The sequence below is a fragment of the Streptomyces bambusae genome, from assembly GCF_020532645.1.
Taxonomy (GTDB): Bacteria; Actinomycetota; Actinomycetes; order Streptomycetales; family Streptomycetaceae; genus Streptomyces; species Streptomyces bambusae.
The window spans coordinates 21,380-47,256 of sequence record NZ_JAJAUZ010000037.1; the positions used below are offsets into that span (position 1 = coordinate 21,380).

Below are 25,877 nucleotides of genomic sequence, written 5' to 3' on the forward strand. Positions count from 1 at the left end.
CGGCCGGCAGTTGCCAGGGCGGGCGCACCTTTCCCCGAAACGGTCCCTCGGGAGGTGCGCCCGCCCTCCCCTTTTCCCGCCGGTGCCCCGGGGGGGCTACTCCCAGGGCACGTCCGGCGCCCGGAAGTAGCGGACGCCGAGGGCGTCCAGCCGCGGGCCCTGCGCGGCCAGCCGCAGCCGGTACGCGTCCCAGTCCAGGGCGGCGGCCTTCGACCAGCCCAGCTCGGCCGCGCCGATCACCCGCGGGAAGGCCAGCTGCTCCAGCTCGCGGCCGTTGGTGACGGTCTCGGTCCACAGCGGGGCCTCGACCCCGAGCACCGACTCCTCGGGCACGCCGGGCAGATACGCGCCCGGGTCCCACTCGTACGCCCGGCGGACCGGGACGTACCCGGCCCAGGCCGTGCCGATGACGGTGCCGCGGTCGTACTTCATGTCGAGGTAGATGCGGTCCGCGGGCGACAGCACCACCTTGGTGCCGGCCCGGGCCGCGTCCGCGACGGCGGCCTTCTCGGCGGCGGTCGTGCGGTCGTGGCCCCAGTACTGGACCACCGCGCCCGGGGCAGGCTGCGCCCCGGTCAGCTGGTGCCAGGCGAGGACCGTCTTGCCGCGGTCCGCCACCATCGGCTGGACCCGGTCCATGAAGGCGCGGTAGTCGGTGCGGCTGGTGGAGTGGGCCTCGTCCCCGCCGATGTGCAGGTAGCGGCCGGGGGTGAGGGCCGCGATCTCCCGCAGCACGTCGTCGACGAACGCGTACGTCTCCTCCTTCGGCACGCACAGCGAGCTGAAGCCGACCTTGACGCCGGTGTAGCGGGCGGGCGCGATGCCGTTGCAGTTCAGCTCGGCGTACGAGGCGAGGGCCGCGTTCGTGTGGCCCGGCACGTCGATCTCGGGGACCACCTCGATGTAGCGCTCGCCGGCGTAGGCCACCAGGTCCCGGTACTGCTCCTGGGTCCAGTGGCCGCCGGGCCCGCCGCCCACCTCGGAGGCGCCGCCGTACGAGGCCAGCCGCGGCCGGGAGGCGACGGCGATCCGCCAGCCCTGGTCGTCGGTGAGGTGCAGGTGCAGCGTGTTGATCTTGTACAGGGCGAGCTGGTCCACGTACTTCTTCACCTGCTCGACGGTGAAGAAGTGGCGGGCGACGTCGAGCATCGCCCCGCGGTAGCCGAACCGGGGGGTGTCGGTGACCGTGCCGCCGGCGAGCGTCCACGGGCCGCGGGCCGGGGGCAGCAGCTGGCGCAGGGTCTGCGCGCCGCGGAACAGCCCGGCCGGGCGGTGGGCGGTCAGCACCGCACCGTCCTCGTCGACCTCCAGCCGGTAGCCCTCCTCACCGAACGCGCCGGCGTTCCCGTCCAGCCGCAGCCGCAGGCCGTCCCGGCCGGTGCCGGCGTCGCTGCCGCTGACCGGCAGCGGCAGCCCGGTGACCGGCCGCCAGGCCTCGGCGAGCAGTTCGGCCACCCGCTTCGCCCCGGCGGAGCCGGCGGTGGCGCGGACGGCGGTGCCGGGGCCGAGGGTGTAACCGGGGCCGCCGGGGGCGGTGCTCGCGGGCGCGGGGACGATCCGCTCATGGGCGGAGAGCGCGGCGACCCCGGCGACCCCGGCGGGCCCGCCGGACTTCGCGGAGTCCGCGCTCCGCGCCTCGGTGCACGAGACCGCGAGGGCACCGCAGACCAGCAGCGCGGCGAGGGGGCGCAGGGCGCGGAGAAGTCGCATGCATCAGGTATAGGCCATCTCCGGGCCGGTGCGGCGGACCGGGCGGCGGACCGGAGATTCGGACCCGTCTGAGGGCGTTCTGACCGGATTCTTCGGTTCCGTTGGTCTGCACCAAGCTGATCCTGCCCGGAATCGGGCAGGATTCTTGCATTCCGAGGGGTGGACACCTCAGTATCTACGGGTGCTCGATCGCCGACCGTCTCACGACGACCTCGTGGACCACCTGGTGCGCAGCACCGCGCTGCAGCGCGGTGAGGCCGCCCGGGTGGTGCTGGACGTGCTGGCGTACTTCGACGAGACGACCGAGGAGTTCGTGCGCCGCCGCCACCGGGAGCTGCAGTCCGGTGGAGCGGTCAACGCGGAGATCTTCGAGCGGATCGCGGCGGAACTGCCGCACCGCGCCGTGGCGCCGCCGGAGCTGTCCCTCCGGCAGCTGCGCCGCATCGTCTACGGCTGAACCGTCCGCGACACGGACGGGACGGCCGGGGCACACCCAGGAACTTCAGGAGGGGTAACAACCTTATGTGCGGAATCGTCGGTTACATCGGCAAGCGTGACGTGGCGCCTCTGCTGCTGGAAGGCCTCCAGCGGCTGGAGTACCGCGGCTACGACTCCGCCGGCATCGTCGTGAACAGCCCCAAGGCGCCGGCCCTCAAGGTCGTCAAGGCCAAGGGCCGGGTCCGCGAGCTGGAGTCCCGCGTGCCCAAGCGCTTCGCCGGCACCACCGGCATCGCGCACACCCGCTGGGCCACCCACGGCGCCCCGAGCGACGTCAACTCGCACCCGCACCTGGACCCCGAGAACAAGGTCGCGGTCGTCCACAACGGCATCGTCGACAACGCCGCCGAGCTGCGCGCCAAGCTCGAGGCCGAGGGCGTGGTCTTCGCCTCCGAGACCGACACCGAGGTCATCACCCACCTGGTCGCCCGCTCCCAGGCCGACTCCCTGGAGGAGAAGGTCCGCGAGGCCGTCAAGCAGATCGAGGGCACGTACGGCATCGCCGTGATGCACTCCGACTTCGCCGACCGCATCGTCGTGGCCCGCAACGGCTCCCCGGTCATCCTCGGCATCGGCGAGAAGGAGATGCTGGTCGCCTCCGACGTGGCCGCGCTGATCGCCCACACCCGCCAGGTCGTCACCCTCGACGACGGCGAGATGGCCACCCTGAAGGCCGACGACTTCCGCACCTACACGACCTCGGGCACCCGCACCACCGCGACCCCCGAGACCGTCGAGTGGGAGGCCGCCTCCTACGACATGGGCGGCCACGACACGTACATGCACAAGGAGATCTCCGAGCAGCCCGACGCGGTCGACCGCGTGCTGCGCGGCAGGATCGACGAGAAGTTCTCCACCGTGCACCTGGGCGGCCTGAACCTCGACGCCCGCGAGGCCCGCGGCATCCGCCGCGTGAAGATCCTCGGCTGCGGCACCTCGTACCACGCGGGCATGATCGGCGCCTCCCTCATCGAGGGCCTGGCCCGCATCCCCGCCGACGCCGAGCCGGCCTCCGAGTTCCGCTACCGCAACCCGGTCGTGGACCCCGACACCCTGTACGTCGCCGTCTCCCAGTCGGGTGAGACGTACGACGTGCTCGCCGCGGTGCAGGAGCTCAAGCGCAAGGGCGCCCGCGTCCTCGGCGTGGTCAACGTGGTCGGCTCCGCCATCGCCCGCGAGGCCGACGGCGGCGTGTACGTGCACGCCGGCCCGGAGGTCTGCGTGGTCTCCACCAAGTGCTTCACCAACACCGTGACCGCCTTCGCGCTGCTCGCGCTGCACCTGGGCCGGATCCGCGACCTGTCGGTCGCCGACGGCAAGCGGATCATCGAGGGCCTGCGCAAGCTCCCCGCCCAGATCCAGGAGATCCTGGACGGCGAAGAGGACATCAAGAAGCTGGCCGCCGAGTACGCCGACGCCAAGTCGATGATGTTCATCGGCCGGGTCCGCGGCTACCCGGTCGCCCTGGAGGCCTCCCTCAAGCTGAAGGAGATCTCCTACATCCACGCCGAGGCCTACCCCGCCTCCGAGCTCAAGCACGGCCCGCTCGCCCTCATCGAGCCGGCCATGCCGACCGTCGCGATCGTCCCCGGCGACTCCCTGCTGGAGAAGAACCGCGCCGCCCTGGAGGAGATCAAGGCCCGCAGCGGCCGCATCCTCGCGGTCGCCCACGCCCCGCAGGAGAAGGCCGACCACACCATCGTCGTGCCGAAGAACGAGGACGAGCTGGACCCGATCCTCATGGGCATCCCGCTCCAGCTGCTGGCGTACCACACCGCCCTGGCCCTGGGCCGGGACATCGACAAGCCGCGCAACCTGGCGAAGTCCGTGACCGTCGAGTAGTCGACGCCTCCCGGAACGCTCCGGAACGCCGGACGGCCCCCCGTGCATCCCGCACGGGGGGCCGTCCGTTTCACGCCTGCCGTCAGGCCGCGACCGCTCCGCCGCGGACCTTGCCGAACGCCATCGGCCAGTGGGCCAGCGCCGCCGTCGCGCCGTACCAGGCGAGCAGGCCGGTCACCGCGGCCACCCAGCCGCCGGCCTTCACCAGACCGCCGGTGTCCGCGAACGACCCGATGCCGGTCAGCAGGAGGGACAGGCACAGCAGGGCGTACATCCCCTGCCCGAAGAGCCCGCTCGACGCCCCCATGGCCAGGGTGAGCGCGAGGAGGGCGAACAGCACCATGAACAGGCCCGCGGCGTCCGCAGAAGCGTTTCCGCCACTGCCCGCGGCCCACGTGTAGAAGAAGGCTCCGATACCGGCGAACGCGGTGCCGTTGAAGCCGTTCCCGCCCCGGAACTCCAGCAGCCCGAGCAGGAACAGCGCGCCGCCGCCGACGTACTTGGCGAGAGTGACCGCGTCCCCGGCACCGACGCCGTCGAGGACGCCGGTCTGGCCGAGACCGATCGCGAGAAGGGTGAGACCGAGAGCGACGTGGCCCAGGGTCGAGATGGAGGCAGTGTTTCCCGCGGAGACTTCGTTGTCCACGGCGGGCTCCCTTCGATCTGCAGTTGTTTGGCTGTCGTCCAGCGACTTTTATGTACCCTTCACAACCCGCCACAACCGGCCAAGCATCGCGAATTCGGTCACGGGATGACAACGACCGGTCGCTGTGCGCGTTTGGCCAGCCGGCCGGCGACGGAGCCGAAGATCCGGCCGACGATGCCGTGGGTGGAGCCGACCACGATGGCGTCGGCCGAGTACTCGCGGCCGACCTCCTCCAGCTCGTGGCAGATGTCGCCGCCCCGCTCGACGAGGATCCAGGGGACCTCGGACAGGTAGTCGGCACAGGCGAGTTCCAGCCCCAGCACCTCGGTGCGGTGGTCCGGCACGTCGACGAAGACGGGCGGCTCGCAGCCGGCCCACACCGTGGTGGGCAGCCGGTTCGCCACATGGACGATGATCAGGCCGGATCCGGAGCGGCGGGCCATGCCGATGGCGTACGCGAGCGCCCGCTCACTGGATGTGGAACCGTCGAATCCGACGACGACGCCGTGCCGGAAGGCCGGGTCGCAGGGATGGCGTGCCTCTTCGACCGCTCGGAGGTCCGACGCGGGGTCGGCGACCTGCTTGCGCTTGCGGTCCGCGGGTTCGTGGAATTCGTGACCGGCCATGGATGTCTCGGCGAAGAAAGTCCTTGGAGAGGCAACAGAGGGTGACGGTGCTGTCCGGGGCTATGTCCGGGAAGCATCTTCCCAAGCCCATACCCCCAAGGGTACGGCGACACTCCTCTCCTGCACAGGGCCCGCCGCCCTTGGGAGAGCGTCCCCCGGAGCATGCCGGAGCCGGGCCTCCTTGGCAATGCCCGGAGCCCCCTACGGTCAGTGACGACCCACCCTTTGGAAGAGTGACCGAGTCCGGGCGGCCCGCGTTGGACAAGAGTCCGACTGCCCAGGAAGAGCCCGCAGGGAGCACTCCGTGCCCGGTCATCCGGTTCACCCCGTCCAGTCGCCCACGACCCCGCATCCGGTTCACCCTTCCGGGGACCCGGCCGGCGAGGTCGTCCGGTGGGCAGCCTTCAGCTGCATCCTCGTCCCCGTGGTGCTCGTGGTGTACGGCACGTCATTCGGCGGAGCCGCCGTGGCCACTCTGGGACTGGTCGCCGTCACCACCGCGTGCCGCATCATGCTGCGGCACGCGGAGAAGACGGAGCGCTCCGCCGCCCGGGTGCTCGCGGCCGAGCCGCCGGCCGTCGCGCGGGGCCGGCACTCCCGGCCCCCGCAGGGCTGACTGGTTCGCACACCCGCACAACGTAGGTTTTCAGCCAACTTCACGTCCGAGCACAACCCTTGGCGGAATGTCCACCCAACCCCCCCACCACCAGCGACGACGGCCCAGGAGGGGGGTCTGGACCCGATGCGTACAGGCCACCCGGGTCCGGCGAGCTTCCCACCAAGGTCGCGTAATGGAACGCTTCCTGATCGAATGCTTCACGCCAAGTTGCCAAGTCGACATAGCGGTGCGTGCTGAACTTGTCACGCCGACAGCACGCGACGCAGTAGATTCGATCATGTTTTTACGGCGGGGGAACCACGTGCAAGGCCGAGGGGAAACGTGCAGGTGCGACCAGACCAAGGAGTCGCGACACCCAAGGGGGGCTTAGCGCCATGAGCCAGGATTCCACCGCCGTCATCGCGGACGCGGGACGAAAGCTCGCGGGGCGCCGCCGCAGGGAGATTGTCGCGGTGCTGCTCTTCAGCGGCGGTCCGATTTTCGAGAGTTCCATTCCACTCTCTGTGTTCGGCATTGACCGGCAGGACGCAGGAGTTCCACGCTACCGACTGCTGGTGTGCGCCGGCGAGGAAGGGCCGCTCCGGACCACCGGCGGGCTCGAACTCTCCGCGCCGTACGGCCTGGAGGCGATCGCCCGCGCGGGCACCGTCGTCGTCCCGGCCTGGCGGTCCATCACTTCACCGCCGCCGCCGGAGGCGCTGGACGCACTGCGTCTGGCGCACGAGGAGGGCGCCCGGATCGTCGGACTGTGCACGGGTGCCTTCGTGCTCGCCGCCGCCGGACTGCTCGACGGCCGGCCCGCCACGACGCACTGGATGTACGCGCCGACGCTGGCCAAGCGGTACCCGTCCGTCCATGTCGACCCGCGCGAGCTGTTCGTGGACGACGGCGACGTACTGACGTCCGCGGGCACCGCGGCCGGAATCGATCTGTGCCTCCACATCGTGCGCACGGACCACGGCAGCGAGGCGGCCGGAGCACTGGCCCGCCGGCTGGTCGTGCCGCCGCGCCGCACCGGCGGCCAGGAGCGCTACCTCGACCGGTCGCTGCCGGAGGAGATCGGCGCCGACCCGCTGGCCGAGGTGGTCGCCTGGGCGTTGGAGCACCTCCACGAGCAGTTCGACGTGGAGACGCTGGCGGCCCGGGCGTACATGAGCCGGCGCACGTTCGACCGGCGGTTCCGTTCGCTGACCGGCAGCGCGCCGCTGCAGTGGCTGATCACCCAGCGGGTGCTCCAGGCACAGCGGCTGCTGGAGACCTCCGACTACTCGGTCGACGAGGTCGCCGGCCGGTGCGGCTTCCGCTCGCCGGTCGCGCTGCGCGGCCACTTCCGGCGGCAGCTGGGGTCCTCCCCGGCCGCCTACCGGTCCGCGTACCGGGCCCGGCGGCCGCAGGCCGACGTCCCGGTGTCGGACCTGCCGGGCGGTCCGGTGCCGCACCAGCGCACCCCGCAGCCCCAGCGGACGGCGGCGGCCCTCGCGGCCAGCGGTCCGTCCGTGACGGAGCTGTACGCGCCCGGCCGGGCGCTGCGGGAGCACGCGTAGCGGTCGCCGCCACGCCCGGATGAGCCGAGGTCCCGCGGATCTGTCGACGTACGATCCGCGGGACCTCCCATAGGGTGGGGGCCATGAACGATCGCATGGTGTGGATCGACTGCGAGATGACCGGGCTCTCGCTGACGGACGACGCACTTATCGAGGTGGCCGCACTGGTCACCGACTCGGAGCTCAACGTGCTCGGCGACGGCGTGGACATCGTGATCCGGCCGCCGGAGGGCGCGCTGGACCAGATGCCCGACGTGGTGCGCGAGATGCACACGGCCTCCGGTCTGCTCGACGAGCTGGCCGGCGGGACCACCCTGGAGGACGCCGAGGCGCGGGTCCTCGCGTACATCCGCGAGCACGTCAAGGAGCCGGGCAAGGCCCCGCTGTGCGGGAACTCGGTCGGCACCGACCGCGGCTTCCTGTCCCGCGACATGCCCGCCCTGGAGCGCCACCTCCACTACCGGATCGTGGACGTGTCCTCGGTCAAGGAGCTGGCCCGGCGCTGGTACCCGCGGGCGTACTTCAACAGCCCGCCGAAGAACGGCAACCACCGCGCCCTCGCCGACATCAGGGAATCCATCGCGGAGCTGCGCTACTACCGCGAGGCCGTCTTCGTGCCCCAGCCCGGACCGGACTCGGACACCGCGAAGACCATCGCCGCCCGGCACGTACTGCCCGCCGAATAGCGTCGGCGGCCGCCTGACACCCGTCCGGCGGCCCCGGGGAGAAGGGCCGCGGGGAAACGGAGGAGCGAGCACCCGCCCGGACCCTGTACTCTTTTCCTCGGCCGGTCGGAGTTCCGACCGGACATGGTGGGTGTAGCTCAGTTGGTAGAGCACCTGGTTGTGGTCCAGGTGGCCGCGGGTTCGAGTCCCGTCACTCACCCTGCACGAGGGCCCCGGTACGCGGAAGCGGACCGGGGCCCTCGCCGTTTCCGGCCCCGCCGCCCCGCCAGGGCCTGTCGGCCCTACGTGGACTCCCGTACGACCAGCTCCGTGGGGAGGACGATCCGCGGCCGCTCGCCGGGGGCCGCCGGGCCGCGGGCTATCTGCTCCAGCAGCACCCGGGTCATGGTCCGGCCCATCTCCTCGATCGGCTGGCGCACGCTGGTCAGCGCCGGGTCCATGTGCCGGGCCACCACCGAGTCGTCGAAGCCGACCAGGGCCACGTCCTGCGGTATCCGGCGGCCGGCGGCCCGCAGCACCTGGCGGGCGCCCGCGGCCATCACGTCGGAGGCCGCGAACACCGCGTCCAGCTGCGGGCGGCGCTCCAGCAGCTCCGCCATGGCCCGGCCGCCGCCCTCCTCGGTGAAGTCGCCCACCGCCGTCAGCCCCTCGTCCGGGGCCGCTCCGGCGGCCGCCAGCGCCTGCCGGTAGCCGTCGAGGCGGCACTGGGCGCCGTACACGTCCAGCGGGCCGGTGATGGTGGCTATGGCCCGGCGGCCGCGGCCCAGGAGGTGCCGGACGGCCGCCCGGGCGCCCTCCAGGTTGTCGGAGTCCACACAGGCCAGCGGCTCGTCGGCGGACCGGCGGCCGGTGATCACGGCGGGGATGCCGAGCTCCTCCAGCAGCTCCGGCAGCGGGTCGTCGGCGTGCACGGACACCAGCAGGACCCCGTCCACCCGGTGCGCGGCCAGGTACTGGGCCAGCCGGCGGCGCTCCCGGTCGCTGCCGGCCAGGGTGAGGAGCAGCTGCATGTCGGTCTCGGCGAGCGCCGCGCCGACCCCGCGCAGCACGTCCGAGAAGTACGGCTCGGCGAAGAAGCGGGACTCCGGCTCGGGGACGACGAGGGCGATGGCGTCGGTCCGGTTGGCGGCGAGCGCCCGGGCCGCGCGGTTGGGCACGTAGCCGAGTTCGGCGACGGCGGCCTCGACCAGGGCCCTGGTGTGCTCGCTGACCCGGGACGACCCGTTGATCACCCGGGACGCGGTGCCGCGGCCCACCCCCGCCCGCGCCGCCACTTCCTCGAGGGTCGGCCGTCCCCCGCTGCGCCCACGACCATTCATGGCTTCCTCCCTCCTGGAATCTACCTCTTGACGGGTGTGGGAGCGCTCCCACACTGTGGCACACGACACTCGGCACGTCAGCCCTTCAGGGAGAAGCCCATGCGCGCCAGAACAGGTCCCGGTACAGCTCTCCGCACGTCCCTCGCCGCCGCCCTCGGAGCCGCCCTGCTGCTCGCCGGGTGCGCCTCCGACCCGGAGGGCCCCGAGGACCGGGGAACGGCCGGCGGCAAGGGGAAGACCACCCTCACGGTGGGGGTCTTCGGGGCCTTCGGCCTCAAGGAGGCCGGGCTCTACGACGAGTACATGGCGGCGAACCCGGGCGTCGTGATCAAGCAGACCTCGATCGAGCGGAACGAGAACTACTACCCGCAGCTCCTCACCCACCTGGGCGCCGGCAGCGGCCTGGCCGACATCCAGGCGGTGGAGGTCAACAACATCGCGGAGATCACCGCCACGCAGGCCGACAAGCTGGTGGACCTGGGCACGGCGCCGGGTGTGGACCGGTCGGCGTTCCTGCCGTGGAAGTGGGCGCAGGGCACGGCCCGCGACGGGCGGACGGTGGGCCTCGGCACCGACGTCGGCCCGCAGGGCATCTGCTACCGCAAGGACCTGTTCGCCGCGGCCGGGCTGCCCACGGACCGGGCCGCGGTGGGTGCGCTGTGGGCGGGCGACTGGAAGCGCTATCTGGAGGTGGGCCGGCAGTACCGGGCGAAGGCGGGCGCGGGCAAGCCGTTCGTCGACTCGGCGTCGGGGGTGATGGCGGCCGTCACCGGCAGCAGTGCCCGGCGGTTCTACGACGCCGACGGCAAGGTCGTCTACAAGTCGAACCCGGCGGTCCGCAGTGCCTTCGACCTGGCGGCCGCGTTCGCCACCGGCGGGCTGAGCGCGAAGCTCCAGCAGTTCACCCCCGGCTGGGACCAGGGCTTCGCCAACGGCGGTTTCGCGACGGTGTCCTGCCCGGCCTGGATGCTCGGCTACATCCAGGACAAGGCGGGTCCGGCCGGGCGGGACAAGTGGGACGTGGCGCAGGCCCCGCGGCCGAGCAACTGGGGCGGCTCGTTCCTCGTGGTGCCGAAGGCGGGCCGGCACTCCGCGGAGGCGGCGAAGCTGGCCGCCTGGCTGACCGCGCCGGCGCAGCAGGCCCGGCTGTTCGAGAAGCGGGGCAGTTTCCCGAGCGCGCAGGCCGCGTACGCGCTGCCGGCGGTGTCGGGGGCGAAGCACGCGTACTTCGGCGGCGCGCCGATCGGCGAGATCTTCGCGAAGGCCGCGCAGGGCGTGCCCGTGCAGACCGTCGGCCCCAAGGACCTGGTGATCGCGCAGAACCTGGCCGACGTCGGCATGCTCCAGGTGGACCAGAAGGGCCGTACGCCGGAGCAGGGCTGGCAGGCCGCGGTGAAGGCGATCGACAACGCGCTGGACCAGTGACCGGGGATGGCCGAGACCTCTCTGACCGACGAGTCCGCCGCCCCGGCGGCGGTGCTCCCCGCCCGCGCGGTGCGGGCGGGGGACCGGGCCGGGGCCTGGCGGTCCCGGCGCTACCGGTGGGACCTGCGCTGGAGCCCGTACGCGTTCGTGGCGCCGTTCTTCCTGTTCTTCGCGGCCTTCGGGCTGTTCCCGCTGCTGTACACGGGCTGGGCGGCGCTGCACCAGGTGGAGCTGACCGATCCGGACACGATGCGGTGGGTGGGGGCGCGGAACTTCACCCGGCTGCTGAGTGACGAGTTCTTCTGGAACGCGCTGCGCAACACGGTGACGATCGGGCTGCTGTCCACGGTCCCGCAACTGCTGATCGCGCTGGGCCTGGCGCACCTGCTGAACTACCGGCTGCGCGGCTCGGCGTTCTTCCGGGTGGCGGTGCTCACCCCGTACGCGACGTCGGTGGCGGCGGCGACGCTGGTGTTCGTGCTGCTTTTCGGCCGGGACCACGGGATGGTCAACTGGGTGCTGGGGCTGGCCGGGTTCGATGCCGTGGACTGGCAGAACGGCACGTTCGCGAGCCAGCTGGCGGTGTCGACGATCGTGATCTGGCGGTGGACGGGCTACAACGCCCTGATCTACCTGGCGGCGATGCAGGCGGTGCCGCACGAGCTGTACGAGTCGGCGGAGCTGGACGGGGCCTCGCGGTTCCGGCAGTTCCTGCACGTCACCGTTCCCTCGCTGCGTCCCACGATCCTGTTCACGTGCGTGGTCTCGACGATCGGGGCGACCCAGCTGTTCGGTGAGCCGCTGCTGTTCAACGGGGGCGCGGGGGCGACCGGCGGGTCCGACCACCAGTTCCAGACCCTGGGGCTGTACCTGTACGAGCAGGGCTGGGTGAACCTGCACCTGGGGCGGGCGTCGGCGATCGCCTGGGCGATGTTCCTGATCCTGGTGCTGGTCGGCGGGCTGGCCCGGCTGCTGCGGGGTCGGGGTGAGGGCCGGTGAGAGCGCTCCGGGCGGGCCGGCTGACCTACGTGGTCCTCGGCCTCTTCACCCTCGGGTCCCTTTTCCCCCTGCTGTGGACGGCCGTTGCGGCGTCGCGGAGCAACACGCGGCTGGCGCAGACCCCGCCGCCGTTCTGGTTCGGCGGCAACCTGGGCCGGAACCTGTCCGTCGCGTGGACGGACGCCAACATGGGCACGGCGCTGCTGAACACGGCCGTGGTGGCCGGCACGGTCGCGGCCGGCACGGTGGTGTTCTCCACGCTGGCCGGCTTCGCGTTCGCCCGGCTGCGGTTCCGCGGCCGGCGGCTGCTGCTCATGCTGGTGATCGGCACGATGCTGGTGCCGCCGCAGCTGAGCGTGGTCCCGCTGTACATGATGATCGCGGAGCTGTCCTGGACGGACCGGTTGCAGGCGGTGGTGCTGCCCGCGCTGGTCTCGGCGTTCGGTGTGTTCTTCATGCGCCAGTACCTGGCCCAGGCCCTGCCGGCGGAGCTGGTGGAGGCCGCGCGGGTGGACGGGGCGAGTTCGCTCCGGGTGGTCTGGCACGTGGTGTTCCCGGTGGCCCGCCCGGCGATGGCGGTGCTCGGGATGCTGACCTTCGTCATGGCCTGGAACGACTTCTTCTGGCCGGTGATCGCGCTGACGCAGAACGGCAGCCCGACCGTGCAGGTGGCCCTGACGGGCCTGGGCCGGGGCTACATCCCGGACCAGTCGGTCATCATGGCCGGCGCGCTGCTCGGCACCCTTCCCCTCCTCCTGGTCTTCGTCCTCTTCGGCCGCCAGATCGTCGGCGGCATCATGCAGGGAGCCGTCAAGGGATGACAGCGATTCAGTTTCCGCCCGGATTCCTCTGGGGTGCGGCCACCGCGGCCTTCCAGATCGAGGGGGCGGCGGACGGCCGCGGCCCGTCGATCTGGGACTCCTTCTGCCGTACGCCGGGGAAGGTGGCGGCGGGCGACACGGGTGACGTCGCCGCCGACCACGTCCGGCTCTGGCAGCAGGACGTGCGGCTGATGTCGGAGCTCAACCTCGGTTCGTACCGGTTCTCGGTGTCGTGGCCGCGGGTGCTGGCCGGCGGCATCGGCTTCTACGACCGGCTGGTGGACGCACTGCTCGCGCGGGGCATCGAGCCGTGCCTGACGCTGTACCACTGGGACCTCCCGCAGCATCTGGAACAGGCGGGCGGCTGGCCGGTGCGGGAGACCGCGTACGCCTTCGCCACGTACGCGGACACGGTGGCGCGGGTGCTGGGCGACCGGGTGTCGCTGTGGACGACCCTCAACGAGCCGTGGTGCAGCGCCTTCCTGGGCTACGCCTCGGGGGTGCACGCGCCCGGCCGGACGTCTCCGGCGGATGCGCTGAAGGCGGCGCACCACCTGAACCTGGCCCACGGGCTGGCCGTCCGGGCCCTGCCGGCGGGCTCCCGGGCGGGGATCGCGCTCAATCCGAGCGCGGTGCGGCCACTGACGGATTCGGCGGCCGATCTGGACGCGCAGCGCCGCATCGACGCGCTGGCCAACCGCATCTTCACGGGCCCGCTGCTGCACGGCGGCTACCCGCAGGACCTGCTGGCGGACACCGCGGAGCTGACCGACTGGTCCTTCGTGCGCCCCGGCGACGAGGCCCTGATCCACCAGCCGCTGTCGTTCCTGGGCGTGAACTACTACACGCCGGCGGTGGTGTCGGCGGCATCCGGCGGCCCGCGGTCCGACGGGCACGGCGCCTCCGCCCACTCCCCCTGGCCGGCCGCCGACGGGGTGGCCTTCCACCAGCCGCCCGGCGAGCTGACCGACATGGCCTGGTCGATCGATCCCACGGGCCTGTACGACCTGCTGATGCGCTTCACCCGGGAGGCGCCGGGGCTGCCCCTGCTGGTGACGGAGAACGGCGCGGCCTTCACCGCCGACCTGCACGATCCGGCCCGCATCTCCTACCTGCACGCGCACCTGTCGGCCGTCCACCGTGCCCTGGCGGACGGCGCGCCCGTGGAGGGGTACTACCTCTGGTCGCTGATGGACAACTTCGAGTGGTCCTACGGCTACGCGAAGCGGTTCGGCATCGTCCACGTCGACTACGGCACGCAGGTCCGCACGCCCCGCTCCAGCGCCCGCTGGTACGCGGACTTGGCCCGCACCGGCGCCCTGCCCCCGGCCTCCTGAGACGGGCCCGCCGGTGCGAACGCCGGCGGGCCCCCGTCCGCGCACCGCCTCACCCGGACAGGCCCGGTGCGCGGCGGGGTCCGGGCGGGGTCCGGGTCAGTCCAGGATCCCCAGGTCGTAGAGGAGTTCGTAGCGGGTCGGGTCGTCCGGGAGGAACCAGTGGAAGCCCTCCTCGAAGAACACGGCGACCACGTTGATCGCGATCACCACGCCGAGGAAGCCGAGCACGAGCTGCCCCGGCAGCCGGTACGAGGGCGGCAGCGCCCGGTCCGCGGTCGAGTGCGCGAACGCGAGCACGATGCCGATCGCGACGACGGAGGCGGAGAAGAGGATCCACGCCCACACGTACAGGTGGAGGCCGAAGACCTCGCTGCCGTACCCCTTGTCGCCGGGCAGGATGTGCAGCATCGTCTGCCGCCAGGAGGCGAAGGAGCCGGCCATGACGGCGACCAGGGACAGGCCCCAGCCCATCATGTAGTCGCGGCCCGAGACCGTGCCGTCCATGCCGCGCCGGACGATCACCCCGGCGCCGATGGCGGCCAGCAGCATGAACATCCGCTGGACGATGCACAGCGGGCACGGGTACTCCCACTCGACGAACTGGTAGTAGAGCCCGCCGCACACCACACCCGTCCAGCCGACGGCGAAGAAGCACGCGAACCAGTACTGGACCCGCCCCAGGACGCCGCCCGCGATCGGGGCGGCGTCGGGGAGGATGCTGTTCATCGCCATGGGTCAGTAGCTCAGGTCGAGGGCGAGGCTGCTGGTGATGTGGTGGGCCATCAGCAGGATCACGGCGACGAGCATGACGAACCAGGCTCCCAGGACGACCGTCCTGGACGCCTGCCGGTAGACGGCCAGCAGTGTGGCGAGGATGCCGCCGAAGATGAGGGTGTCCATGAGCCCGGACGGTACCCAGATCAGGACATACGCCCCATGAGGCGCGCCCGCGCCCCGGTCCCGACTACGCCGATGCCCGTTTCCGGCGCCGGACCGCCCCGCGGTGGCCGCGCCGCGCCCGCTCCCCCGCCCGGCTCCGTCCGTCCGGGCCGATCCACACCCGCACCTCGGTGCCGCCGAGCACCGACCGCCCGATGCGCACGTCCCCGCCGGTGGCCTCGGCCACCCGGCGGACGATGTCCAGGCCCAGACCGGTGGAGCCGTCGCGGTCCCCGTCGTTGCCGCGGCGCAGCGCCGCGTCGGGGTCGGCGATGCCCGGACCGGCGTCCGAGACCAGCACGATCACGGCCTCGCCGGCGTCGTGGACGTCCACCGCGAAGGGGGTGCCCTCGGGGGTGTGCCGGAACACGTTGCCGAGCATCGCGTCCAGGGCGGCGGCCAGTTCGGGCCGGGCCACCGGGACCCGCACCGTGCGGTCCACGCCGGCCAGCCGGACCTCCCGGCCCTCGTCCTCGGCCAGCGCCGACCAGAACGCCATCCGCTCGCGGATCACCTCGGAGGCGTCGCAGCCGGCACCCGCGCCGGGCTGGCCGGCCTGCGGCCGCTGCTGGCGGGCGGTGCGGATGATCGTGTCCACCTCGCGCTCCAGCTGCTCCACCGCCGCGCGGGTCTGCTCGGCGGCCGGGCCGTCGCCGAGCGAGGCGGCGTTGAGCCGGAGCACGGTGAGCGGGGTGCGCAGCCGGTGCGAGAGGTCGGCGGCGAGTTCCCGCTCGTTGGCGAGGAGTTCCACGACCTGGTCGGCCATCGAGTTGAACGCGGCGGCCGCCGAGCGGAGTTCCTTGGGCCCGTCCTCCGGGACCCGTGCCCCCAGCCGCCCTTCGCCGAGCTGCTGGGCCGCGTCGGCCAGCCGCCGGGCGGGGCGGACCATCCGGACGCCGAGCCGGTCCGCGACCGCCACCGAGCCGACGATCAGGGCGGCGCCGACGCCGGCGAGCACCAGCCAGGCGGTGGCCACCCCGTTGCTGACCTCGCCCTCCGGGATGAGGATCTCCACGACGGCGATGCCGCCGGAGCCGAGGGCGGTGGGCTGGAGCAGCACGGACGCACCGCCGCCGAGGCCGACGGTGGTGGCCCGGCCCAGCTGCCGGGTGTCGGCGACGGCCCGCTCGCCGGCCCAGCCGGCGCCGATGTCCACCGGCCCGCTGCCCGGCACCCCGGCGCCGGGATCGGCGGCCACCGCCGGCACGTGCACGGCCATCCGGCCGGCCGCACCCATCTGCGTGGAGGCGACGGCGCGGGCGAGCTGGCGGCGGTCGGTGGTGATCGACAGGGTCGGGCCGATGGCCGCGGCCTGCCGTTCGGCGTTGGACACGGCCCGGTCGCGGGCCATCTCCTGGACGACCAGGCCCAGCGGCACGGCGAACGCGAGGACCACCATGGTGGTGACGGCCAGGCAGACCCGGACCAGCGCCCACCGCATCGGCCCACCGCCGTCCCGGCCCGCCCCGGCCCGCCGGCCGCTCCCTTCGGGCGTCCTCACCGGCGGCTCACTGCGGGGGTTCCAGCTTCACGCCCACCCCGCGCAGGGTGTGCAGGTAGCGGGGGTTCGCGGCGGTCTCGCCCAGCTTGCGGCGCAGCCAGGACAGGTGGACGTCGATGGTCTGGTCGTCGCCGTACGACTGCTGCCAGACCTCGGCGAGCAGCTCCTTGCGCGGGACGACCACGCCGGGCCGGCCGGCGAGGAAGGTCAGCAGGTCGAACTCCCGCCGGGTCAGGTCCAGTACGGTCCCGTCCAGCTCGGCGGAGCGGCGCAGCGGGTCGATGGCCAGGCCGCCGACGCGCAGCACCCGGGACGGCGGCTCGGCCCCGGCGACGGACCGGGAACGGCGCAGCACGGCGGCCATGCGGGCCGAGAGGTGCTCCACGGAGAACGGTTTCGTCAGGTAGTCGTCGGCGCCGTCGTTGAGCAGCCGGACGATCTCGGCCTCGTCGTCGCGGGCGGTGGCGACGATCACGGGCACGTCGGTGATCCCGCGCAGCATCTTCAGCGCCTCGGCCCCGTCGAGGTCGGGCAGGCCCAGGTCGAGCACGACCACGTCGAAGCGGAAGTGCGCGACCTCGCGCAGGGCTTCGAGGGCCGTGCCGACGCTGCGCACGGTGTGCGCGGCCTCGCTGAGGTGCCGGATGAGGGCGGATCGTACGAACTGGTCGTCCTCGACCACGAGCACACTTGCCATGGGCGGCACCGTACGCCATGCGGGGGACCCGTACGGGCGCCGGGACGGGTTCTGGGGCGGTGGTGCAGTATGTCCCCCGATGAGACGAGGACTTGTCCACGCGCTGGCGTGGTCCCTGGCGACGGGTGCGGCCGTGACCCTGTCGTGGTGGGGGGTGCACACGGTGATGGCGGGGACGGCGTACGACCCGCCGCGTGCGCTGCCGCTGTCCTCGGCGGACCGGCCGCTGTCCTCGTCGACGCAGCGCGGTGCCCCGCCGTCGTTCCCGGTGGGGCCGGCGCCGTCGGCCGCGCCGCCCTCGCCGTCCGTGCCGCCGTCGCGCGAGCCGTCGCCGGCCGTGTCGTCGGCGGCCGCTCCCGGGCCGTCGGGGTCCGCGGGCGGGCGGTCCGGGGCGAAGCGGTCCGGGGCGCGGGGCACGGGCTCCGGTTCGGTGGAGAGCCGTACGGTGGCGGGCGGCCGGGTGGCGTTCGACCTGGGCGCGTCCTCGGCGGAGCTGGTGTCGGCGACGCCGGCGCCGGGCTGGCGGATGCAGGTGTGGAAGCAGGAGTTCTGGATCCGGGTGACGTTCACGCGCGACGGGCGCGAGGTGAACGTGTTCTGCACGTGGCACGACCACGCGCCGGCGATCGAGGTCGACGAGCGCTGAGAACGGCGGGGCACGTCGGCGGAAGATCCGGCGGAAGGGTCAGCTGAAACGTTTCACCGGAACACCGACGGCGGCGGGGCCGGCGAGGCGGCCGCCGAGGCGTCGGTGACCGCGCTCGCGCCGCCGGTGAAGTCGGCCAGCGCGCGGCCGTGTTCGACCCGGCCCGGGTGCGGGTCGCTCGCCACCCGCCGGGTCAGCTCGGCGACCGGCAGCTCCCGGTCGGCCGCCACGAGCACGGCATTGCCGAATCGTTTCCCCCGGAAGACGACCGGGTCGGCGGCAAGCGCCAGCGCCTCGAACCGGGTGGCGGCGGTGGCGATCTGGCCGCGCAGGTGCGCGAGCGGCGGCCCGTCCGCGAGGTTGGCCACGTACCAGCCGGTGGGCGACAGCGCCCGCCGTACGTCGTCCAGGAACTCGGCGCTGGTCAGGTGCGCGGGGGTGCGGGCGGCGCTGAACACGTCGGCGATCACGAGGTCCGCCCAGCCGTCGGGCACCTTGGCGAGCCCGGCCCGGGCGTCCGTCGTGCGGACCCGGATGCGGGCCTGCGGATCGAGCGGCAGGTGCTCCCGTACGAAGGCCACCAGGCGGGCGTCGATCTCCACGACCTGCTGGGTGGAGCGGGGCCGGGTGGCCGCGGTGTAGCGGGCCAGGGTGAAGGCGCCGCCGCCGAGGTGGACCACGTTCAGCGGCTGCCGGGCGGGGGCCGCGAGGTCGATGACGTGCCCGATCCGCCGCTGGTACGCGAAGTCCAGGCACGTCGGGTCGTCGAGGTCCACGTGGGACTGCGGGGCGCCGTCGATCAGCAGGGTCCGGGCGCCGGTCCGCTCCCGGTCCGGCTCCAGCTCGGCCAGACCGCCGTCCACCTGTGCGACGACGGCCTCGGAGGATATTCGGCCACGCCTGCCCTTTGCCATCCGGCCATTATCGCCGCTGCGCGGCGGGCCGGCTCCGGCAGTGGCCCGGGAGGCGGCCTCAGCGGCAGTTGTCGGCGGCCTCGATGAGGCGGGCCGCCTCGCCGAGGGCGGCGCGCAGGACCTCGGGGTCGGTGACCGGGCCGGCCGCCTCGGGCGGGAGCAGCCAGCCGGTGCCCTCGCTGGTGGGGGCGGCCGCCACGTCGAAGCGCATGCCGCGGCCGGAGGTGTGCGTACAGGCACTGCCCGGCAGGTCCCAGCAGTCGGCGGTGCCGTGGGGCACCAGGAAGCCGAGGGTGTCGCCGGAGCCGTCGTGCAGGACGGGGCCGACGCCGCCGGCCGCACCGCCGGGGGCGGCGGCCGCGGTGCGGCGGATGATGTCGACCGCCTCCAGGCCCTGCCGGGCCGGCACGGTCACCAGATCGGGGGCCGCACCCGGCTCGGTTCCGGTGCCGCCGGCGGCCGTGCCCGTCTCGAAACCAGCCTCCACCATGGGGAACCCCTCCTCGGTCGTCCTCGTGCGCGGGGAGCCAGCTCCCACTCCGCATGGTTCAACGCGCGGAGTCGTCAACGGTGGCGGCGGCATGCTGCCGCAAAGGATGGCAGTTCATGGCGGATCGCGGGTGAGATATCCGTTTTGTAGCCAAACGCTGGCAGGGGCGTCTTTGACTGGCGGTACGTTCATGCGCGCCGGCCCCCAGGCTCCGGCGGCACCTTGGCCAGAGAGGCACGTCCCATGGCGGCGTCACCCAACGAGTCCTTCCGGCGGCTGCGCGGGCAGCAATCCCCCGCCGAGTTCGCGGCCCTGGTGCGCCGGGCCGCCCGGGAGATCGGCGAGACGGTCGCGTGCGACGCCCGCTACATCGGGCGGGTGGAGGCCGGCGAGATCCGCTGCCCCAACTACGCGTACGAACGGGTGTTCCTCCACATGTTCCCCGGGCGCACGCTCGCCGACCTGGGCTTCTCGCCGCGCGAAACCGTGCGCGGGCGGGGGCCGAACCGTTTCCCCGCACCTCCTGCCACCGATCCCCCTTCCTCCGAGGAGAGCGACGTGCTGCGTCGCGCGTTCATTTCCGGCGGATCCGCCACCATGGCGGCCGCGACCCTGGGCTTCACCCTGCCCCGCCGGTCCGAGCTCCCGCGCCGTGCGGGCGAGGCCGAAGCCGAAGCCGTCGAGGCGGCCGTACGGCAGATCCGGCTGCTGGACGACCGGCACGGCGCCGACGGCCTCTACCGGCGGGCGGCCGAGCCGCTGCGCACCGCGTACGCGCTGCTGGACGCCGGTACCGCCCGGCAGTCGACGGCCGACCGGCTGCACGCGGGGGCCGGTGAGCTCGCCATCTCGGTGGGCTGGCTGGCGCACGACTCGCGCCGGTTCGGTGACGCCCGCTCGCACTACGCGGAGGCGCTGGCGACCGCGCGGGTGTCCGGGGACGCGGGGCTGGAGGCGCACGCGTTCGCGAACATGAGCTTCCTGGCCCGGGACGCGGGCCGGCCGCGGGAGTGCGTACGGGCCGCGCAGGCGGGGCAGCGGGCGGCCCGGTCGGTGGGCTCGGCGCGGCTGTCGTGCCTGCTCACGCTGCGGGAGGCGGCCGGGTGGGCCGGGCTGGGCGACCGGGCCGGGTGCCAGGAGGCGCTGGGGCGGGCCCACACGCTGTTCGGGCGCGGGGCCGGGCCGGCCGACCCGGAGTGGATGAGCTTCTTCGGCGAGGCGGAGCTGGAGGCCCAGGAGGCGGGGTGCTGGTCCGCGCTCGGCGAGTGGGGCCGGGCCGCCCGGCACGCGGGCCGGGCGGCGAACCTCCAGGAGCCGCACTTCGCCCGCAACGTGGCCCTGTACACGGCGCAGTTGGCGGACGACCTGGCGCGGGCCGGGGTGCCGGACCAGGCGGCCGCGGCCGGGCACCAGGTGCTCGACCTCCTGCCGCAGGTCCAGTCCCAGCGCGTGACGACCCTGCTGTCGGCCACGGCCGCGGCCCTCCTGCCGCACCAGCGCTCGCCCCGGGTGTCGGAATTCCTGTCCCGGCACGTCGCGGGGTGACCGCCCGGCCGGTCACCGCATGAATCCACCGCCCGGACCCGCCGGTCACGGCCGCCAGGGCACCCGGTGCTCCGACAAGTGGGCCAGTACCGCGTGGTTCGCTTCCCAGCCGTCGGGGCTGCAACCAACAGCCGCCTCCGGCGGCAGGCCGGACTCCGCCCGGCTATGGGGTGTTGCGGCCGCCAAGCCGGTCACGGCCGCCAGGGCACCCGGTGCTCCGACAGATGGGCCAGCACCGCGTGGTTCGCTTCCCAGCCGTCGGGGAATTTGACTGCGGCGCCGAGTTGGACCGGGTCGGTGCTGGGGTGCTCGTCCAGGAGGTCGGGGATGCCGGCGCGGGCGACCACGATGCAGGCGTGGCGGTGGCGGGAGGCGAGGACGCAGAGGCGGCCCGTCTCCAGGTGGAAGGCGGTGGCGTCGGGGCGGCCGGACAGCGGGTGCAGCACCACCGTCAGGTCGTACTCGCGGCCCTGGAGCCGGTTGGCGGTGTCCACGGTGACTCCGGTGACCCCGAGTCCGGCCAGCGCGGCCCGGACCGCGGCCGCCTGGTCGCGGTGGGCGGTGCCCACGGCGATCCGCGCGGCGGTCAGCGGCACCGGGTCCGGGGACTGCTCGGAGACCGCGACCGCACCCCGGTCCAGCGCCCGCCGCACCACCAGCGCCACCGCCCGCACGGCCTCCGGGTCGGTGCGCGGGGCGTGCCGGGCGGGGAGTTCCAGCAGCCCCCAGCCGGCCTCCGCGGCCTCGTCGAGCACCCGGTCCGGGCCCGACCCGTCCGAGGCCGCCGCGTACGACAGCCGGCGGTCCGCGGGCCCGGTGCCGCTGCGGAACGGCGTGTACGGGTAGAACGCGGCGGAGACCAGCGGTGCGGCGGAGGCGGGCAGCCGCCAGGACACCGGCAGCCGGTGCTGGGGCAGGTCCGGGTTGTGCGCGAGGAGGGTGGCGACCGCACTGGCCGACGGGTCGTGCGACAGCCCCGCCCACTGCTCGGCGCCGACCACACTGAACGGGTCCAGCTGCCCCGGGTCGCCGACGAACAGCGCCCGTTCGAAGAGCCCGGCCACGGCCAGCAGCGCGTCCGAGCGCATCTGGTACGCCTCGTCCACGATGGCGTGCTCCCAGGCCCCGTCCACCTGCGTGTGCGCCCACTTGGCGGCGGTGGAGATCACCACGGGCAGCGGTGCCAGGTCGGCGGCCTTGGCGGACAGCGTGACCGCGGGCAGGTCCAGCAGCGCCTTGTCGTAGGCGTCGCCGTCGCTGCTGTGCAGCCGTCCGACCGGCAGCTCCGGGTCCTTGTCGGCCAGCCGCAGCACCAGGTCGTCCACCTGGGCGTTGGTCTGCGCGACGATCATCAGCCGGCGGCCTGCGGCCGCGAGTTCACGGGCGGCGGTGACCACGAGGGTGGACTTCCCCGCCCCCGGCGGGGAGTCCACGACCACGCCGCGCGCCGTCCCGTGCAGGGTGTCGTGCAGGATCCCGGCGGTGGCCCGGGCGGCCGCCGCACCGGGGTCGGCGACCGGGCCGTCTGCTTCGGGGGCGGGCGTGGTCACAGCATGTCCTCGTCGGTCACGGGGTCGGTTGCTTCGGGGCCGGCCGCGGGCGGGCCGCCGTGGGTCCAGGGGGTGTCCTCGGGTTCCGGCAGCCGGGGACCGCTGCGCGGCTCGTGCTCGAACAGGGTCCAGCAGACCTGGTCGCCCTTCTCCGGCACCGTGCCCGGTTCGGGTTCCCGGCCGCGGCCCATCTTGTCGAGGAGCCGCAGCACCACGGTGCCGTCCTCCTCGGTCCGGACGTGTTCGGCGGTCTGGGCGCGGCCGTCGAGCGAGCGGTAGACCTTGGCGGGGCCGTCGAACTGCGGCCCGTCCTCGGTGGCGACGGCCAGCAGCGGCCGCGGGCTGGGCCGCTTGGAGTCGGTCCACTCCATGACGACTTCGGTGATCTCGCCCGCGAAGGCCTCGCCGGCGAACCGGCGGGCGGCCATCACCAGCGGGTCGTCGAGGGCCTCCTGCGCGTCGAGCCGGACCTGCTCGGTCTCGCGGCGGCCGAGCTTGCGGGCGGCGGTGACGGCGTCGTCGCGGCGCGGCTGCGGCGGTTCGCCGGCACGTACCCGGTCCCGGTGGCCGGTGTACGACCAGCGGTCGCCGGTCCAGCGCTGCTCGGTGTGCGCGCCGGGCGGCAGCTCCCGTACCAGGTCGAGGCTGCGCCAGACGGCGTCCCAGGTGGGCCGGAGCTGGGAGGCGACCAGGGCGCGGACGGCGTCCTCGGCGGCGCTGCGGGCGGCCGGGTCGGCGGGGTCTGCGGCACGGGCCGCGTCGAACCGGGCCATGGCGGGGGCCAGCAGCTTGTTGTCGAAGGCGGGGTCGGTGGCCGGGCCGGCGGGCGGCACGAGCAGCAGGCCCTGCGCGTCACGGGCGAGTTCGGCGCGCAGCGCCTGCTCGGCGCCGGTGCCGCCGGTCTTCGGGTCGGGCGCTATCCAGGCGAGCAGGGCGCCGAGGTGCTGGTCCTCCAGGCTGCTCTGGCCGGTGGCCCAGTGCCGGGAGAGGAGTCCGGTGGCGGACAGCAGCAGCGCGGATCCGGGCATCCGGGAGCGCTCGGCGAGGTGGGTGAACCAGCGGCCGAGCAGCGGCACCCGGGCGGGCGCCGGGTAGGGGGCGTCGGGGTCCTCCTCGGCGGTGCGGCGGAACCGCATGGACCGGCCGAGCAGGCGGACGTACTCGATGCCGGCGGGGCTGGGGACGACGATCTGCGGGGCGTCGAGGCACAGCTCGGTGGCGACCTTGGCCTTCTTGCCGGTGACGGGGTCGGTCTCGGTGCGCTCGGCGGGCTCGACGTGGTCGGCGTACGCGTCGATGTACGGGAGGACTTCCTCGGCGAGGTCGGCGAGGAAGGTCCAGCGCAGGTCCCGGTCGCGGGGCTGCGGGACGACGAGCAGCCGCGGGGCGTCCCGGTCGGTGCCGACGAGCGCGCCGAGCGGCGCACCGGCTTCACCGGCGGTGGTCAGCGGTACGAAGACCAGGGGCCGGTCGGTGAGGTGGCGGTGGCGGACGGTCGCGAGCGGCCGGGCCCGTCCGGCGCGGACGGCTTCGAGGCGGGCGAGGGTGGTCAGGAGGGACATCCGGGGCCCTCCGTGCGGTCGGCGGGCAGTCCGGCGGCGGCCAGGGCGCCCGCGCGCAGCCGGGCGGCCCGGTGCAGGGCTTCGGCGGTGGGGTCCTCGGCCGGGCCTCCGGGGCAGCCGCCGGCGGCGGCGTCGAGGGCGGCCTCGACGGTGGTGAGGGTGCCGAGTTCGCCGCGGACCTGGCGGCCGAGGGTGCCGACGGCGCCGGCGGCGCGGGCCCGGTCCCGGCAGTGGAAGGCCAGCTCGCAGGCCGCGAGGCAGTCCGGGGCGTAGGCGGCGCCGACGGCTTCGACGGCTTCGGTGAGCTGGGCGCGGGTGCGGTCGGGGGCGAAGCTGGTGCCGTCGGGCAGGGCGGCGGCGAGGTCTTCGACGCGGGCGAGCCGGTCGAGCTGGCGCCGGGTGACGGCGCGCTGCTTGCGGATGTCGACGGCGGCCGCGGCCGGCACGTTCGAGAAGTCCTTCGGGCACACCAGGAGGGCCTCGTGGCCGACCCGGGCGCCGTCGAGCTTGGCGGCGACGCGTTCGAGGGCGAGCACGTAGACGGCGGCCTGGCGGGCGGCGGCGCCGACCTTGGCGGGGTCGGCGGCCCCGTCGATCAGCGGGAACGACTTGATCTCAACGACGGTCCACCGGCCGTCGGGGTGCACGACGACCGCGTCCGGCTCCAGGTAGGCGGGGGTGCCGGCCACCTCCAGCGCGAGCATCGGGTGGTCGAGCAGGGTCCAGGTGCCGGACGCGGTCGCCTCGCGCAGGGCGAGCGCGGTGCGGGCCGCGCGGCCCTCGGGCCCGGCGGCGGCCAGGTCGGGGAGGTGCGCGGCGCGCGGCGGTTCGGCGCCGCGCCCGAGCTTCTCGTGGACGAGCCGCAGCAGCTCGGTGCCGCCGTCGGCCTTGACCTTGGCCTCGAAGGAGTTGCCGCGGATCATCGCGAACTGCGACTGGCCGTATCCCGCCGGGGCGCCGAGGGCGGCGGCGAGGGCCGGCTTGTCGACCCCGGCGCCGTCCAGGAGGGCCCGTCTGCGGCAGCCGGGGTTCGCGGCGAGGGCCGCCAGGGCGCGCGCGTCCAGGGGGCGCGGCGGCACCGCGGGGCCGCGCAGCTCAGCGAGCCGCTGCCGGAGTGTCGTCGTCTGCGCTGGACCGCTGGGCGGGTAGGAGCTCACCCGCGGAAGTGTCCCATCCGCCACTGACATCCGGGGACTTCCGGCGGAAACGCCCGGCCAGCCGCAGGGCGTGCGGGGTCAGCAGCCACCCGATGCCCATGACGGCGGCGCCGGCGACGCCGTCGAGGAGGTAGTGGTTGGCGGTGCCGAGGACGATGAGCAGGGTGAGCGCCGGGTAGGCGGCGCCGAGGTAGCGGACCAGCGGGGTGCGGGCGTGCTGCCAGACGAGGATGCCGCACCACAGGGCCCAGCCGACGTGCAGGCTCGGCATGGCGGCGTACTGGTTGGTGAGTCCGCCCAGGCCGCGCGGGGCGCTGGCCTCGCCGCCCCACCAGCCGTACGAGCTGTACTGGGCCATGGTGTCGGTGAAGCCGTACGCGGCGTCGAGGAGGCGCGGCGGGCAGGTCGGCATGAGGGTGAAGCCGACCAGGCCGAGGAGCGTGGAGGCCATCAGCCAGGTGCGGGCGGCGAGGTAGCTGCCGGGGCGGCGCAGGTAGAGCCAGACGAGGACGGCCGGGGTGACGAGGTAGTGCAGGGAGGCGTAGGCGAAGTCGGCGGGTATGCCGATCCAGGGTTCGGCGGTGAAGAGCCGGTTGAGCGGGTGCTCCGCGTTGAGGTACAGGAGCTTCTCGTAGTGGAGGATCGCCAGGCCGTGGTCGACGGCCGTGGAGACGTCTCCGCGGGCGAGCAGCCGGCCGCCGGAGTAGGCGGCGTACACGACGGCTATGAGCAGGAGCTCGGCCCACCAGCGGGGGCGGCGGTCCAGACGTTCAGGCATACGCGGTAAGACGCGTGTTCCCATCC

Annotated in this window: 25 protein-coding genes and 1 tRNA gene; 12 read left to right on the forward strand and 14 right to left on the reverse strand. The window is 73.8% G+C overall.

Annotated features, from left to right (window positions below):
• Window positions 1–96 precede the first annotated feature (96 nt).
• On the reverse strand, window positions 97–1,710 hold the full coding sequence (locus tag LG634_RS23895; protein WP_226736104.1) for a beta-N-acetylhexosaminidase: 1,614 nt from the start codon (window positions 1,708–1,710) through the stop codon (window positions 97–99).
• A gap of 181 nt (window positions 1,711–1,891) precedes the next feature.
• Here LG634_RS23895 and LG634_RS23900 point away from each other — a divergent pair, with 181 nt between their 5' ends.
• Complete coding sequence (locus LG634_RS23900) at window positions 1,892–2,167, forward strand: hypothetical protein (protein ID WP_030008735.1); 276 nt, start codon at window positions 1,892–1,894, stop codon at window positions 2,165–2,167.
• Between the two features lie 65 nt (window positions 2,168–2,232).
• A complete protein-coding gene (gene glmS, locus LG634_RS23905) occupies window positions 2,233–4,050 on the forward strand; it encodes a glutamine--fructose-6-phosphate transaminase (isomerizing) (RefSeq protein WP_226736106.1) in 1,818 nt (605 codons plus the stop codon).
• An 82-nt stretch (window positions 4,051–4,132) separates the two neighbouring features.
• Here glmS and LG634_RS23910 read toward each other — a convergent pair whose 3' ends face one another.
• Together LG634_RS23910 and LG634_RS23915 are read right to left on the reverse strand one after the other, a co-directional pair.
• Window positions 4,133–4,696 carry a GPR1/FUN34/YaaH family transporter gene (locus LG634_RS23910; protein ID WP_226736108.1) on the reverse strand — a complete coding sequence of 188 codons (564 nt, stop codon included), beginning with the start codon at window positions 4,694–4,696 and terminating at the stop codon, window positions 4,133–4,135.
• A gap of 98 nt (window positions 4,697–4,794) precedes the next feature.
• Window positions 4,795–5,322 (reverse strand): universal stress protein, encoded by a 528-nt coding sequence (locus LG634_RS23915; RefSeq protein ID WP_226736110.1) that lies wholly within the window; start codon window positions 5,320–5,322, stop codon window positions 4,795–4,797.
• Between the two features lie 424 nt (window positions 5,323–5,746).
• Between LG634_RS23915 and LG634_RS23920 the strand changes: the two genes are divergently transcribed.
• The 4 genes from LG634_RS23920 (at window position 5,747) to LG634_RS23935 (ending at window position 8,370) form a co-directional block, all read left to right on the forward strand.
• A complete protein-coding gene (locus LG634_RS23920; protein WP_308072648.1) occupies window positions 5,747–5,938 on the forward strand; it encodes a hypothetical protein in 192 nt (63 codons plus the stop codon).
• Between the two features lie 377 nt (window positions 5,939–6,315).
• Window positions 6,316–7,485 (forward strand): helix-turn-helix domain-containing protein, encoded by a 1,170-nt coding sequence (locus LG634_RS23925; protein WP_226736112.1) that lies wholly within the window; start codon window positions 6,316–6,318, stop codon window positions 7,483–7,485.
• A gap of 83 nt (window positions 7,486–7,568) precedes the next feature.
• Entirely contained in the window at window positions 7,569–8,171 is a 603-nt protein-coding gene (orn, locus tag LG634_RS23930) for an oligoribonuclease (RefSeq protein WP_226736114.1), read from the forward strand.
• 126 nt (window positions 8,172–8,297) lie between these two features.
• Window positions 8,298–8,370 (forward strand) — tRNA-His (locus LG634_RS23935).
• A gap of 82 nt (window positions 8,371–8,452) precedes the next feature.
• On the opposite strand, the gene LG634_RS23940 is transcribed toward LG634_RS23935, so the two are convergent.
• Window positions 8,453–9,490, reverse strand: a complete 1,038-nt coding sequence (locus tag LG634_RS23940) for a LacI family DNA-binding transcriptional regulator (RefSeq protein ID WP_226736116.1) — start codon at window positions 9,488–9,490, stop codon at window positions 8,453–8,455.
• A 99-nt stretch (window positions 9,491–9,589) separates the two neighbouring features.
• On the opposite strand from LG634_RS23940, the gene LG634_RS23945 reads away from it, so the two are divergent.
• Genes LG634_RS23945 through LG634_RS23960 form a run of 4 tightly spaced genes read left to right on the forward strand, consistent with a single transcriptional unit; the run spans window position 9,590 to window position 14,072 of the window.
• Window positions 9,590–10,915, forward strand: coding sequence for an ABC transporter substrate-binding protein (locus LG634_RS23945; protein ID WP_226736118.1), 1,326 nt, complete (start codon window positions 9,590–9,592; stop codon window positions 10,913–10,915).
• Window positions 10,916–10,921: 6 nt separating this feature from the next.
• Window positions 10,922–11,914, forward strand: a complete 993-nt coding sequence (locus LG634_RS23950; RefSeq protein WP_226736120.1) for a carbohydrate ABC transporter permease — start codon at window positions 10,922–10,924, stop codon at window positions 11,912–11,914.
• A complete protein-coding gene (locus tag LG634_RS23955; protein ID WP_226736122.1) occupies window positions 11,911–12,735 on the forward strand; it encodes a carbohydrate ABC transporter permease in 825 nt (274 codons plus the stop codon). The genes LG634_RS23950 and LG634_RS23955 overlap by 4 nt, the downstream gene beginning before the upstream one ends.
• Window positions 12,732–14,072, forward strand: a complete 1,341-nt coding sequence (locus tag LG634_RS23960) for a GH1 family beta-glucosidase (protein WP_226736124.1) — start codon at window positions 12,732–12,734, stop codon at window positions 14,070–14,072. The genes LG634_RS23955 and LG634_RS23960 overlap by 4 nt, the downstream gene beginning before the upstream one ends.
• A gap of 96 nt (window positions 14,073–14,168) precedes the next feature.
• Here the strand turns inward: LG634_RS23960 and LG634_RS23965 are convergent, their stop codons facing one another.
• The 4 genes from LG634_RS23965 to LG634_RS23980 form a co-directional block, all read right to left on the reverse strand.
• Complete coding sequence (locus LG634_RS23965) at window positions 14,169–14,804, reverse strand: disulfide bond formation protein B (RefSeq protein ID WP_226736126.1); 636 nt, start codon at window positions 14,802–14,804, stop codon at window positions 14,169–14,171.
• Between the two features lie 3 nt (window positions 14,805–14,807).
• Window positions 14,808–14,972: a DUF5993 family protein gene (locus tag LG634_RS23970; RefSeq protein ID WP_226736128.1), complete on the reverse strand. Its 165-nt coding sequence runs from the start codon at window positions 14,970–14,972 to the stop codon at window positions 14,808–14,810.
• Between the two features lie 64 nt (window positions 14,973–15,036).
• Complete coding sequence (locus LG634_RS23975; RefSeq protein ID WP_226736193.1) at window positions 15,037–16,452, reverse strand: sensor histidine kinase; 1,416 nt, start codon at window positions 16,450–16,452, stop codon at window positions 15,037–15,039.
• Window positions 16,453–16,519: 67 nt separating this feature from the next.
• Complete coding sequence (locus LG634_RS23980) at window positions 16,520–17,209, reverse strand: response regulator transcription factor (RefSeq protein ID WP_226736130.1); 690 nt, start codon at window positions 17,207–17,209, stop codon at window positions 16,520–16,522.
• Between the two features lie 79 nt (window positions 17,210–17,288).
• Between LG634_RS23980 and LG634_RS23985 the strand changes: the two genes are divergently transcribed.
• Window positions 17,289–17,855, forward strand: coding sequence for a hypothetical protein (locus tag LG634_RS23985; protein WP_226736131.1), 567 nt, complete (start codon window positions 17,289–17,291; stop codon window positions 17,853–17,855).
• Window positions 17,856–17,908: 53 nt separating this feature from the next.
• Here LG634_RS23985 and LG634_RS23990 read toward each other — a convergent pair whose 3' ends face one another.
• Together LG634_RS23990 and LG634_RS23995 are read right to left on the reverse strand one after the other, a co-directional pair.
• A complete protein-coding gene (locus LG634_RS23990) occupies window positions 17,909–18,769 on the reverse strand; it encodes a spermidine synthase (protein WP_226736133.1) in 861 nt (286 codons plus the stop codon).
• 58 nt (window positions 18,770–18,827) lie between these two features.
• On the reverse strand, window positions 18,828–19,259 hold the full coding sequence (locus tag LG634_RS23995; protein WP_226736135.1) for a hypothetical protein: 432 nt from the start codon (window positions 19,257–19,259) through the stop codon (window positions 18,828–18,830).
• 243 nt (window positions 19,260–19,502) lie between these two features.
• Between LG634_RS23995 and LG634_RS24000 the strand changes: the two genes are divergently transcribed.
• Window positions 19,503–20,804, forward strand: a complete 1,302-nt coding sequence (locus LG634_RS24000; RefSeq protein WP_226736137.1) for an NsdA family TPR-like regulatory protein — start codon at window positions 19,503–19,505, stop codon at window positions 20,802–20,804.
• A 191-nt stretch (window positions 20,805–20,995) separates the two neighbouring features.
• Here the strand turns inward: LG634_RS24000 and LG634_RS24005 are convergent, their stop codons facing one another.
• Genes LG634_RS24005 through LG634_RS24020 form a run of 4 tightly spaced genes read right to left on the reverse strand, consistent with a single transcriptional unit; the run spans window position 20,996 to window position 25,851 of the window.
• Window positions 20,996–22,354, reverse strand: coding sequence for an AAA domain-containing protein (locus LG634_RS24005; protein ID WP_226736138.1), 1,359 nt, complete (start codon window positions 22,352–22,354; stop codon window positions 20,996–20,998).
• A complete protein-coding gene (locus LG634_RS24010; protein ID WP_226736140.1) occupies window positions 22,351–23,916 on the reverse strand; it encodes a hypothetical protein in 1,566 nt (521 codons plus the stop codon). The genes LG634_RS24005 and LG634_RS24010 overlap by 4 nt, the downstream gene beginning before the upstream one ends.
• On the reverse strand, window positions 23,904–25,073 hold the full coding sequence (locus tag LG634_RS24015) for a hypothetical protein (protein ID WP_226736142.1): 1,170 nt from the start codon (window positions 25,071–25,073) through the stop codon (window positions 23,904–23,906). The genes LG634_RS24010 and LG634_RS24015 overlap by 13 nt, the downstream gene beginning before the upstream one ends.
• A complete protein-coding gene (locus LG634_RS24020) occupies window positions 25,012–25,851 on the reverse strand; it encodes a phosphatase PAP2 family protein (protein WP_308072651.1) in 840 nt (279 codons plus the stop codon). Before LG634_RS24020 ends, LG634_RS24015 begins: the two co-directional genes overlap by 62 nt.
• Window positions 25,852–25,877 lie beyond the last annotated feature (26 nt).